Origin of the sequence: Bradyrhizobium sp. IC4059, from assembly GCF_020193615.1 — a bacterium.
GTDB classification, from domain to species: Bacteria; Pseudomonadota; Alphaproteobacteria; order Rhizobiales; family Xanthobacteraceae; genus Bradyrhizobium; species Bradyrhizobium yuanmingense.
The window spans coordinates 1,288,964-1,300,620 of sequence record NZ_JADYVH010000001.1; the positions used below are offsets into that span (position 1 = coordinate 1,288,964).

General features: G+C 65.0%; 14 protein-coding genes. 6 read left to right on the forward strand and 8 right to left on the reverse strand.

Annotated elements, in window-relative coordinates; all coding sequences use genetic code 11:
• Positions 1-133: 133 nt before the first annotated feature.
• From I6F12_RS05915 to I6F12_RS05945, 7 genes are read right to left on the reverse strand one after another with little or no spacing between them, the layout of a single operon-like run.
• Complete coding sequence (locus I6F12_RS05915) at positions 134-1,339, reverse strand: phosphopentomutase (protein ID WP_225128989.1); 1,206 nt, start codon at positions 1,337-1,339, stop codon at positions 134-136.
• Entirely contained in the window at positions 1,327-2,277 is a 951-nt protein-coding gene (locus I6F12_RS05920; RefSeq protein ID WP_225155716.1) for a beta-xylosidase, read from the reverse strand. Before I6F12_RS05920 ends, I6F12_RS05915 begins: the two co-directional genes overlap by 13 nt.
• Positions 2,274-3,041, reverse strand: a complete 768-nt coding sequence (locus I6F12_RS05925) for a TIGR04290 family methyltransferase (RefSeq protein ID WP_074448197.1) — start codon at positions 3,039-3,041, stop codon at positions 2,274-2,276. The genes I6F12_RS05920 and I6F12_RS05925 overlap by 4 nt, the downstream gene beginning before the upstream one ends.
• Entirely contained in the window at positions 3,038-3,838 is an 801-nt protein-coding gene (locus I6F12_RS05930) for a sugar phosphate nucleotidyltransferase (protein ID WP_225155717.1), read from the reverse strand. The genes I6F12_RS05925 and I6F12_RS05930 overlap by 4 nt, the downstream gene beginning before the upstream one ends.
• 2 nt (positions 3,839-3,840) lie before the next feature.
• Positions 3,841-4,944, reverse strand: a complete 1,104-nt coding sequence (locus I6F12_RS05935) for a glycosyltransferase (protein WP_225155718.1) — start codon at positions 4,942-4,944, stop codon at positions 3,841-3,843.
• Entirely contained in the window at positions 4,941-5,537 is a 597-nt protein-coding gene (locus I6F12_RS05940; RefSeq protein ID WP_225155719.1) for a histidine phosphatase family protein, read from the reverse strand. The genes I6F12_RS05935 and I6F12_RS05940 overlap by 4 nt, the downstream gene beginning before the upstream one ends.
• Positions 5,537-6,637, reverse strand: a complete 1,101-nt coding sequence (locus I6F12_RS05945) for an inositol-3-phosphate synthase (protein ID WP_225145873.1) — start codon at positions 6,635-6,637, stop codon at positions 5,537-5,539. The genes I6F12_RS05940 and I6F12_RS05945 overlap by 1 nt, the downstream gene beginning before the upstream one ends.
• Before the next feature lie 340 nt (positions 6,638-6,977).
• On the opposite strand from I6F12_RS05945, the gene I6F12_RS05950 reads away from it, so the two are divergent.
• The 5 genes from I6F12_RS05950 (at position 6,978) to I6F12_RS05970 (ending at position 10,876) form a co-directional block, all read left to right on the forward strand.
• Complete coding sequence (locus I6F12_RS05950) at positions 6,978-7,265, forward strand: hypothetical protein (RefSeq protein WP_057029924.1); 288 nt, start codon at positions 6,978-6,980, stop codon at positions 7,263-7,265.
• 84 nt (positions 7,266-7,349) lie between these two features.
• The gene (locus tag I6F12_RS05955) at positions 7,350-8,195 is read left to right on the forward strand and encodes a hypothetical protein (protein ID WP_225155720.1); all 846 of its coding nucleotides are present in this window, start codon (positions 7,350-7,352) and stop codon (positions 8,193-8,195) included.
• A gap of 87 nt (positions 8,196-8,282) precedes the next feature.
• Entirely contained in the window at positions 8,283-10,049 is a 1,767-nt protein-coding gene (locus I6F12_RS05960) for an SDR family oxidoreductase (protein ID WP_225155721.1), read from the forward strand.
• Between the two features lie 123 nt (positions 10,050-10,172).
• Complete coding sequence (locus tag I6F12_RS05965; protein ID WP_225155722.1) at positions 10,173-10,391, forward strand: hypothetical protein; 219 nt, start codon at positions 10,173-10,175, stop codon at positions 10,389-10,391.
• A 14-nt stretch (positions 10,392-10,405) separates the two neighbouring features.
• Positions 10,406-10,876 carry a metallophosphoesterase family protein gene (locus tag I6F12_RS05970; protein ID WP_225155723.1) on the forward strand — a complete coding sequence of 157 codons (471 nt, stop codon included), beginning with the start codon at positions 10,406-10,408 and terminating at the stop codon, positions 10,874-10,876.
• Between the two features lie 21 nt (positions 10,877-10,897).
• Here the strand turns inward: I6F12_RS05970 and I6F12_RS05975 are convergent, their stop codons facing one another.
• Positions 10,898-11,086: a hypothetical protein gene (locus tag I6F12_RS05975; protein ID WP_036005037.1), complete on the reverse strand. Its 189-nt coding sequence runs from the start codon at positions 11,084-11,086 to the stop codon at positions 10,898-10,900.
• A 183-nt stretch (positions 11,087-11,269) separates the two neighbouring features.
• Here I6F12_RS05975 and I6F12_RS05980 point away from each other — a divergent pair, with 183 nt between their 5' ends.
• On the forward strand, positions 11,270-11,443 hold the full coding sequence (locus I6F12_RS05980) for a hypothetical protein (RefSeq protein WP_192893250.1): 174 nt from the start codon (positions 11,270-11,272) through the stop codon (positions 11,441-11,443).
• The last annotated feature ends 214 nt before the right edge of the window (positions 11,444-11,657 follow it).

Consider the following 11,657-nt stretch of genomic DNA (forward strand, 5'->3'; position numbering starts at 1 on the left):
TCGGGCGACCTGCGCGCCAGTCACGTCTGGGAGTTAGAAGCGGTGCAAGGAATGTTCGTTCCTGCGAAACCTACAAACGAAAATTTCTCTAACCTGGATCAATAACCCAAGTGAATCCCAGCTAGAATCCCGGCTAGAAATGCGCGCCATGAAGTGGCGCCGGCAGGTCGAGATGTCTTGCAACCGTCGCGCCGATATCGGCAAAGCCGGCGCGTCGGCCGATCGGAGCCGTTGACTGCGCGGTCCACGCCAGGATCGGGACCTGCTCGCGCGTATGATCGGTGCCGCTCCAGGTCGGATCGCAGCCATGATCGGCGGTGATGATGAGGAGATCGTCGCTTCGCAGCCGGCTCAGCAGCTCGGGGAGGCGGGCGTCGAAAGCTTCGAGCGCCGCTGCGTAGCCGGCGACGTCGCGGCGGTGGCCGTAGAGCGTGTCGAAATCGATGAAGTTGGCGAACAAAAGCCCGCCTTCTGCAAGGCCTCCAAGCCCATCGAGCGTGGCATCGAACAGCGCTGCATTGCCGTCGCCGCGCAGGTTTCTCCCGGTGCCGCGATGAGCGAAGATGTCGTCGATCTTGCCGATCGTGACGATGTCGCGGCCGGCAGTTTCTGCAAGGTCGAGGATGGTTCGCTCGGGCGGCGGAACCGAGAAATCGCGCCGGTGCGAGCTGCGCTTGAAATTGCCTGCGTCCGTTCCGACGAACGGACGCGCGATGACGCGGCCGATGTTTAGGGGATCGACCAGCCGTCTCGCGATCGTGCAAACGTCGTAAAGCCGCTCAAGCCCGAACGTCTCCTCGTGCGCCGCGATCTGGAACACGCTGTCGGCCGAGGTGTAGCAGATCGGCTCGCCGCTGCGCATGTGGCGCTCGCCGAATTCGGCGATGATGTCGGTGCCGGAGGCGTGGCAGTTGCCGAGGATGCCGGGCAGTCCGGCTTGTTCGCACAGCTTTGTTACGAGATCGCGCGGGAAGCAGGGCTGGATCTTTGGAAAATAGCCCCAGTCGAACGCGACAGGCACGCCGGCGATCTCCCAATGGCCGGATGGCGTGTCCTTGCCCCTCGATATCTCGCTGGCGCATCCATGGCGCGCACCCTGAACCCGGCCGTCGAGCCCGGGCGGGACGCGCCCCGTCGCAAGGCGGCAGGCCTCGCCGAGGCCGAGCACCACGAGATTTGGCAGGCACAGCGGCCCCTCCCGCTGCGGACTATTGGCACGCCCGGCCATGCATGCATCCGCAATGTGGCCGATGGTGTCGGCACCTTCGTCGCCGTAATTGGCGGCGTCGGGCGCGGCGCCGATTCCGACGGAATCCATCACCAGGATCAGGGCACGCATGTCGGCTCCCTGATCGGCGGGGAGATGCCACTAGAGGAGGCGAGACCGGTCTTCGTGCAGTAGCGCTCGACCATCTGCGCGCAGAAATCGGCGAACTCGTTCACGTCGAGCGGCGGGCTGGTATGATGCGGTTCGAGACCGCGGTGTTCCGGCGTGAAGCAGAACGTCACGGTGACATCGAACTCGGCCAGTGCATCCATCTGGCGGTCGAACCAGTCCAGCGCGTTGGGACGGAAGCTGTCGGCCCATGACAGGCCGGTCCGCAAGTGCCTCACGCCGAAGCGGCGCATCCAGCGCACGGCGTTATCAAGACGATGGTCCTCGAAATGAAACCACTGGCAGAGGCCCATGTCGGCGGCGTATTGGCCGAACAGCTCCGCTGCGGCTTTCGGCGTTCCATCCTCGCGCAGCAGGCCCATGTGGAAATGCCGGTAATAGGAGGACCCCTCGGCCTCCTTGTGCCGCGTGGTCGCCTCCCAGGCCGAAGGGAGATCATAGAGGCTGTACCAGTGGATGCGCGGCGCGCGGCCGATCAGAAGGTCGGCGGTGCGCGACAGGCCCCAGGCTTGCACCTCCTCGGCGCCGAACGAGGAGACGCCGACCTCGGTCACCCAGACCGGGAGCGAGGTAACAGCCTTGATCTCCTCGATCTTGGCCGGCCATTCTCCGATCTGCCATAAATTCCAGTCGAGCGGAAAGCCGTGCACGGCGACGGCGTCGACGTGATCGAGCACGCCACGCGCCTGCATGCTGCGCATGAAGGACGGGTCGATCGGCGAAATGCCGCCGAGCACGCGCGGCAAGGTCGGATGCGCGCCGCGGATGGCCTTGCCGGCCGCGAGCGCCAGGTTGGCAAACATCGCCCAGTCCGGGTCGATCAGGAGGTCCCAATGCGACTTGTTGTTGGGCTCGTTCCAGATCTTGGCCGCCTCGATCATCGGCTCGCCTCCCGTGACGGATAAACCGGCCCGTCGACCTGCGGCCGAGTCGTGCGCTTGCACAGATAGACCTCCTCTTCCGGATGGGCCGCGATGGCAAAGCCGGCGCTGCGCAGCATGGCCTCGACGCAGGCGCGATTGGGCACCCACCAATTGGTGGGGTCGTCGGCATATTTGTGCTCGATGAAGTGCAGCTTCGGGTAGCCGGAGGAATCGAACTGATCGGTAGTCCAGAAGTCGTAATTCTTCTCGATCGCATCGACCCGGCTGTCGCCGCGCAGCATCGACTGAAACAGGAGGAGATCGCCGGCGACGTGCTCATGGATCAGGTCCAGAGCCAGCAGCGGGTGTCGCAGATGATAGAGCACGCCCATGAAGATCACGAGGTCGAACTTTTCGCGCAGCTGCCCGACATCATAGGCCGACATCTTGCGGAATTCGATCCTGAGCCCGTTCACCTCGGCCGCGAAGCGGGCCTGGGCCAGATATTCTTCGTCGGTGTCGAGGCCGAGCACGCGTTCGGCGCCGCGCCGCTTCATCTCCATGGCGTAGAAGCCGGCATTGCAGCCGATATCGAGCACGGTCTTGCCTTCGAGCCGGTCCGGAATGATGCCGGAGAAGCGCTGCCACTTCACATTGGGGTAGTCGCCGAGAAAGTGCGACGGCGCTGTCGGCACGCCCTTGAGGTCGAGATTGTGAAACCATGGCCCCAGCGCATCGACGCGCTGGCGGATTTCCTCGCGGGAGAGGGCGCCTCTGGTCATGCAATCGCTCCGTTATTCATTGAGACCGGCCGGGCCCCGTCCGATGAGGCGCGGGTCCGCGACTTGGAACGGCCCTCGACGCCCTCGGCGAGCAGGGCCATTGCCGTGCGATAGCCGTCGATGGTGCCGACATCGACGTAGGATTCGCCGGCCTTGACCCCGATGCCGTTGCCGCCGGCCGAAAGATAGGCATTGACCAGCGTCCCGAAATATTCGTCACGGCGTTCGCGTGCGTGCCACAGCGCCTGGAGCTGGCGGAAGCCGTGGGCCGACATCTTGAAAGCACCCCAGATCCAGCGCGAGGCTGCATTCGGCTGCTTGACCTGGATCTCCGTCACCTGCTCGCCGTCCAGCACCACCGCATCGAAGAATTCGGGGTGCTCGACCGGGAACAGCAGGAACGAGAGGTCTGCCTCGGGCAGGGATTGCAGGGCCGCCTTGGGAAACCACACCGTGTCGGGCAAGCCGACGATGACGTCTTCGTGCCGCCCGACGACGGTGCTTGCCCTGAACACCGCGTCGCACAGGCCGGAGGCTTCGGGCTGCACCACATAGGCGAGCTCGGCGCTGCCGTAATGGTCGCCGAAATATTCGAGGATGTCGGACTTGCCGGGCGAGATCACGAAGCAGATCTTGTCGGCGCCGCCGAGGATGAGGCGCTCCAGCAGATATTCGGAGACGGCGCAGGGACGATCGGTACCGTCGTCGCGCCGGCTGCCGACCGGCAGCAATTCCTTCGAGAAGGCGAGCGGCTGAATACGGCTGCCGCGGCCCGCGGCCGGAACGATGCCCCACATGATCAGGCCTCCTCGATTTGTTGCCGGCTGACCCGGCTCGACGCAATCTGCTCGAGCATCGAGATCAGTTCACGCGCCCGCTTGTCGGATGTGTGCTGGTCCATGGTGCGCTCATAGGCGCGCAGGGCCATGCGCCTGAGCTCGGCATCCGGCATCGCGAGTGCGGCAAGCGCGTCGTGCTCGTCGCGTGCGATCAGGATCTCTTCTCCGGGCGCGAAGAAGTCCGCTATTCCGGGCCAGTCGTCGCTCAGCAGCGGGGCACCGCAGGCCGCGGCCTCGAACAGTCGGCCGGACGGGCACCAGCCCATCTCCGCCATGGCCCGGCGGGTGACGTTGAGGGTCAGCCGCGATGAGGCAAAGAACGGCGCGTGCTCGGACGGCGGCAGGTGCCGCACGAAATAAATGTTGGGCGACCATGGGAAATCGTCCGGGTACTGCGCGCCGCCGATCAGGAAGCGGAGATCCTGGCGCGCCCGCGCAGGCGCGACGAAAAGCGCCTCGAGCGTGCGCTGGCGGTCTTCGGAGTAGGTGCCGAGATAGGACAAATCGGCGCGATAATGCGGCTGCGGCGTAACCGGATGGTGGATGTCTGTGTCGACATGCCCATAAAGCGGCCGAGTGTCGCGCGCGCCGAGCCTGTTGCGGAATTCGTCCGCAACGTGAGGCCCTCCGGTAAAGCTGAGCACCAGCGCGAAGTCCCGCAGGCCGCGCGGGCCGATATAGGGGACAGCCTCGCCGGCGATGAGCCTTGCCAGCGTGACCGGAGTATCGAGGTCGTAGAACACGGGAACACCACGACCCTCAGCGAGGATCAGCTCGGTCGCGGCGATCGCATCGGGGCAATAGGAGGTCACGATCGCGACGTCGGCATCACGGATTTCGGCGCTTGCCGCCTGCCGCACATCGTCCCAGTTCGCGAACAGCCGCAGCGTGCCGCCCGGCAGTTCGTAGAGGTCCCGGGCACCGGCATAATAGGGCACGTCGCGCTCGAAGAAGACGACGCCGTGCCCCGAACGCGCGAGATGCTTGCAGAGGCCGCGCCACAAGGTGGCGTGACCATTGCCCCAGGACGAGGAGATTGTCAGGCCGAAGATGACGATCTTCACGCCGGCACCCGCTGGTTGATCCCGGTGATCTTCATGCCGCTTCTGTCGGCGCGGAGCGTGCTGATGCTGGCAGGATCGATTTCGATCGAAAGAAACTGATCGAGCGGCATGCGCGAATAGTGCAGCAGCGCGGCGCGGATCGGCTCGGCGTGGCTGACGAGGACCACGGCGTCGAGATTGCGATCGCCACGCAGCTGCTCCAGATGAGCGACCATCCGATTCTGAAGCGACCGCATGCTCTCGCCGCCGGGCGGGCGGCTCGTGCCGCGTCGCCCATTCCAGCGCGACCATCGGGGATCCGGCGCCAGCTCGTCGAACGATCGTCCGGTCCATTCGCCATAATCGAGTTCGTCGAGGGCAGGAACGATCTCGACCGGCAGCCTGAAATGCGCCGCGAGGATGCATGCCGACTGCATACAGCGCCGTTGCGGGCTGGACTGAATGAGCGATGGCCGCGCCGCGATGGTGCCGGCACAGCGCGCCATTTCCTCACAGCCGAGATCGTCGAGCGCGACGCCTTTCATCCGGCCGCACAGGATGCGGCCGAGCAGGGCATGATGCCCGTGCCGGACGAGATGGATGATCCCAGCCATCACGCAAACGCCTTGTCGTCGATGAAGGCGCGCGTCCGCCGTCCGGCCTCCTCGTCGGTGAACTGCTGCGGCGGCGATTTCATGAAATAGCTGGAAGGTCCGGTGAGCGCTCCGGCCTGGCCGCGGTCCATGGCGAGCTTGGCACAGCGCACCGCGTCGATCACGACGCCCGCCGAATTCGGGGAGTCCCAGACCTCGAGCTTGACCTCGGCGCTCAGGGGAACGCCGCCGAACGTCGTTCCCTCCAGGCGGATGAAGGCGAGCTTTCGATCGGTGAGCCACGGCACGTGGTCGCTCGGTCCGACATGGATGTTGTCGGGGTCCATGGGGACGTCGAACTGGCTGGTCACGGCCTGGGTCTTGGAGATCTTCTTCGACGCCAGCCGCTCCCGTTCGAGCATGTTCTTGAAATCGGTGTTGCCGCCGACATTGAGCTGGTAAGTGCGGTCGAGCCGCACCCCGCGCTCGCGGAACAGATTGGCGAGCACGCGATGCAGGATGGTGGCACCGACCTGGCTCTTGATGTCGTCGCCGACGATCGGCAGGCCCGCCTCCTCGAAGCGGCGCTGCCACTCCGGATTGGAGGCGATGAAGACCGGAATGCAATTGACGTAGCCGCAGCCGGCCTCGATGGCGCGCGCCGCATACCATTCGCTGGCGCGCTGCGAGCCGACCGGAAGATAGGAGACCAGAACGTCGGTGCGGGACATCGCCAGCACTTCGGACACGTCGGCCTCCGGCACCTCCGCAATCGGAACGTCGTCGGTGAGATAATGCCCGATGCCGTCCAGGACCGGTCCGCGCTGCACGATCACGCCTGTCGGCGCGACGTCGGAGAAACGGTGCGTGTTGTTGGGCGGGGCGAAGATCGCATCGGCGACGTCGCGGCCGACCTTGTTGGCGTTGACGTCGAACGCCGAAGCGATCTGGATATCGCTGATATGGTAACCGCCGAGGTCTGCATTCATCAGTCCCGGGACCGGCTCGTTCGACTTGGCGTTCCGGTAGTAGGTGAGGCCCTGGACGAAGGAGCTCGCGCAATTGCCGACGCCGACGAGTCCGACGCGCACGCGGCGCCTGTGTTGGAGACGAGAATGCATGGAATGAAGCCCTCCGGAAGCATGCGGCGTCGGTGCAAGAGTCGGTGTAAGTACGTCGGCGAACGTGTGGAAGGTATGTTCGTTCCTGGGAAGGAGATGCGAGCGGCACGCCGTGGGCCGATTCATCGCGACAAAATGCGACGCGCTTAACATGGGATAAAGTCCCGTACCGCCAGCTCGGAACGAACGACTTTCATGATGAAGATGAAGAAGATGATGCTCGCCTCACGCGGACCGTTTCGTATCTGCCGCGAAGAACCAATCACTGCGGCCCGCGTTTGTCGGCCAATGGTTCGATGCGGTGCGGCGTTCATCGCCCGCCTAGTGAACGAGGTGTGACATGACATCCAAGGCACAGAACAGCGAAGCCCACGAGACCACCGATCACAACGTCATCCAGAAATGGGCCGAAGAACGCGGCGGGAAGCCGGCGACCGTGAAGGCGACGGAGGAGGGTGGCCACGCCGGAATCCTGCGTATTGATTTCGATCCGCCGGATGAAGCGTTGGATCGCATCAGCTGGGATGCGTTCTTCGAGAAGTTCGATGAAGCCGGCATCGCGTTCCTGCATCAGGATCGAACCAAGGACGGCAAGCTCAGTCGATTCCACAAGTTCGTGCGACATTAGCGACCGCGCGAGATGGCGGGCGGCTGGACGGAAGCGATCAGGGCGGGCGATTTTGGGCGCGCCTGGCGGATCAACGATCGAGATTTGCTGGAGATCGCGCATCCGCCCAAGCACACTGGCCCGCGCCATCTCCAGCGGATCTGGCGCGGCGAGGACCTGAAAGATAAGCACGTGCTGGTGCGCTGCTATCACGGGCTCGGCGACACCATCCAGTTCCTGCGCTTCATGAAGCCGCTTCGCGCGATTGCGCGCAGCGTCACCCTGTGGTGTCAACCCGAGCTGCTGCCGATGGTCGAGGGCGTAGCGGGCGTCGATCGCGCCATCCCGCTGCATGATGGTGCACCCGAGAGCGCTTTCGAGGTCGACATCGAGATCATGGAGGTGCCGCACGCTATCAGAGCGCGCCGTGATCAGGTCGAGATGCGCGTTCCCTACCTGATGCTCCCTCCTGTTGCCGTACAACCGCTTCGGCTGCAAAGTCTGGCCGTCGGCCTGGTCTGGAAAGTCGGTGAGTGGGACAAGCGGCGGGAGGTTCCGGCCGTCTTGCTGCGCAATCTCGCTGGATCCGGCGTGACGCTCCATTCGCTTCAGCGCGGGACGAGCACCGAAGAGCTCGCGACGATCGGGGCACGGGACATCAGCACGTCTGATATCGTCGCTCTCGGCCATCGCCTGCGGCAGCTCGATCTCGTCGTATGTGTCGACACCATGGTGGCACACCTTGCGGGCGCGCTGGGATGCGAGGCCTGGGTCTTGCTGCATGCCGATTGCGACTGGCGCTGGCCCCAATCCGGTGCGCGTTCGTTCTGGTACCCGAGCCTGCGGCTGTTTCATCAAACACGGCCGGGCGATTGGGTCGATGTCATCGCCGACGCCCGCAACGCGCTACGGGTGCGGCTCGAAGGAGGTCGAACGACCGCGGCGATGTGATTTCCAGACGTTCTTTCCAAGACATTGATGAGGAACGAGCGCCGCCCACGCGCTTTGGTGCAACGCCCTCGCAATGGAAAGACGCTCATGCAAAGTTCCGACGCCGGTGTGTCGACTGCCAGCCTGTCGCAGGTGACCGACGATATCTGGATCGTGAACGACAAGCCGATCAACGCCGCCGGCCTGCAACTGCCCGTGCGGATGACTGTCATCCGCCTGTCGAACGGCGACCTCGTGCTGCATTCGCCGGTGAGATATTCGCCGGCTTTGCGCGAAGAGCTGGAGCGGCTGGGCACGATCAGATACCTGCTGGCGCCGAATATTGCGCACTGGATGTTCCTGCCAGAATGGCAAAGGCAGCTGCCGCAGGCCGCGATCTTTGCTGCGCGCGGCCTTGCGGCGCGCAGGCAGGTGCGGGCGGCCGGCCTCCGCGTCGATCGCGAGCTTGGAGACACGACGCCGGAGGAATGGGCCGCCGACCTCGAAACGGTGTCGGTGAATGCTCCGATGTTCTCGGAGGTCGAGCTGTTCGACAGGCGGAGCCGGACGCTGGTTCTGACGGATATCGTGCAGAACCTCGATCCCCACCACCTCAGCGCCTCGAATACAGCCGCGGCGAGCCTGCTCGGCATTGCCAAGCCGGACGGGAAGGCCCCGGTCTATCTGCGGCTGCTGCTCCGCCTCGGCGGCCGTTCGGCGCGGGCTGCGGGCGAGCGGCTCGTGAAGCTGGCTCCGGAGCGGGTGATCTTTGCGCATGGCGACTGGTTCGAAACACAGGGAACGGCACGCCTGCGGCGATCCCTGCGCTGGCTGCTTCCCGCGGACGTCTCGGGACGCGAGCACGGGCAGATGGTCGGCACGCGCGTCGTCATCACCGGCGCCTCCAGTGGAATCGGCCGCGCCGCGGCGCTGGCCTTTGCCCGCGAGGGCGCAAGCGTGGTCCTCGCCGCACGCCGCGGCGAGGTCTTGATGCGGCTTGCTGCGGATTGTGAGGCGCTCGGAGGCCGGGCCCTGGCCGTGCCGACCGACGTCACTGACGCGGAGGCGGTGCAGCGTCTGGCCGGTGAGGCGGATGAGGCCTTCGGCGGCATCGACGTCTGGATCAACAACGTCGGCACGGGCGTGTTCGGGGCCTATCAGGATGCAGACATCGCGCTTCATCGCCGGACCATCGAGGTCAATCTGCTCGGCACCATGCATGGTGCGTTCGCGGTGCTTCCGATCTTCCTTCGCCAGAACCGCGGTGTCCTGATCAACAACATCTCGCTCGGCGGCTGGGCGCCGACGCCCTTTGCCGCAGCCTACACCGCCAGCAAGTTCGGCCTGCGCGGCTTCACCGCAAGCTTGCGTCAGGAGCTCCGGGCTCATCCCGACATTCACGTCTGTGGCGTCTTTCCGTCCATTATCGATACGCCGGGCTTCGTCCACGGCGCCAACGTTTCCGGACGAAGGCTCGATCCTGGCCCGCTGCTTTATCAATCCGAAGATGTAGCCCAGACCCTCCTGAGCCTCGTCCGCGCGCCGCGTGACGAGGTGGCCGTGGGGTGGCCGGCGCGCGCCGGGCAACTGGCCTATGCGATTGCCCCTGAGATCACCGAGAATGTCATCGGAGCCGCATTCCGCTGGCTGCTGTCGCGCGCGCGTCCAGCAGCAAGGAACGAAGGCACCTTGCTCGAAGCGGGTCCGCAGGGCACGTCCGTCGACGGCGGCTGGCTGGTGCGGAAGCAGGTTCCGCCGGCCGCTGTGCTCAGCAAGGGGCTCGTGGTGCTCGGGATCGCTGCCGGCCTGGCATTCGCGGCATCGAGGGCGGGGCGTTACAGACCCCGCGCGAGGACGCGGCGGCGCCGCGCGTGAGTCGGCGGCAATCTCGCGCCGAGGACCGACGGGGATGCCCGCCCGCCGGACCGCAGATGGCTCCGACGCCGGAACGAAGCCCCGAGACCGCGCGTTCCTGCGGGAACACCCGAGGATCAGACGTTGCCGCGCTATCATTTTGATTTGGTGGATTCTGAAACCGTAGCCGACGAGGGAGGTGCCGATTTGCCGGACGACATCAAGGCTCTGGATGTCGCCGAACAGATTGCGCGGCGCCTGCTCGAGGAGCGTCCCGAGCTTAAGGGCCGCCACCTCTCGATCCTCGTCACGAACGAGGATGGTGAGGAAATCGGCCGGATGCCGCTGGATGTAGTGCACTGAAGCGGTGATCTGACATGACGTTCATGATTGGGGTGATCGCCGACACGCATGGACTGCTGAGGCCCGAGGCGGAGCGCTGCCTCGCCGGCGTCTCGCACATCATCCACGCCGGCGACATCGGCGCCCAGGCGGTGATGGACGGGCTTTGCCGCATCGCACCCGTCACCGCGATCAGGGGAAATGTCGACCGGGGCACGTGGGCTGAACGCTTTCCCGAAACACAAACGCTGCGCCTCGGCGGCCGCAGCTTCCACGTCCTGCACGACCTCAACGAGCTGACGATCGATCCTGCCGAGCTCGGGATCGATGTCGTGGTCTCAGGGCATTCCCACCGCGCGCGGATCGACACCGTCAACGGCGTGCTTTATCTGAATCCAGGCAGCGCAGGGAAGCGACGCTTCAAGCTGCCGATTACGCTGGCAACGCTGGAGCTCGATTCCGGCAGGCCGCTGCGGCCCGTCATTCATGATCTCGACAGGGTCTGACGCTAGGCCGGCGACCGCCGCCTAGTGCGTCTTCGATTTCTGCCACCGCTCCAGATCCAGCGGCGGCCGTTCCGGATCGATCTGTTCCTTCTCGGGATTGCCTTGCCAAGGCTTATCCGTCTGCCGGTGCGTCGGCATATCGGTCTTCCGGCGCGGATCGTCGAGCGGTGTCTCTCGCGGATCGGTTTCAGGTTCAGTCGCCTTTGGCATGTGTTTCCCCGTCGAGAGTTTCCCTGTCGAGCTCGCAGGATGGGCTGCGGCAGCACCCTCTGATCAACCCGGCACGTGGCGCGGTGTTCCCTGTCTCGCGCTGCGGCGATCGGCGCAGGAACGACCCCTGCGACAACTCATTGTTCTATTTCGACATTGCGAACCATCGACACAGGAGCAGACATGTCAAAGATGCCTCCAGTTCCCGAAGAACAGCGGAGCAACAAGGGACCTGGTTCCGATCCGGCCGTCGAGCCGACAGAACGGGAGCCGGGCCGCGAGAATTTCGATACCCAGGGCCGCCACGGCAACATCAAGCAGAACACGACCAACCAGGGTTACCAGCAGGATCGATGATGCTCGACCTCAACAGATGCACCAAGAGACAGTCGATGAGCAGGACAGGTCTGGTGCTGCTCGCCGTGCTGGCGACCGCCTCCGCCGGAGCGGCATTCGGGCAGGGAGGTGGTGGCGGCGGGGGAGGAAGCGCCGGTGGCGGGGCGGCCGGGAGCACGTCGTCGGCGCCCGGGACCAACTCGGCCGGGACAGCGCAATCGAGCGGCGGCTCCGG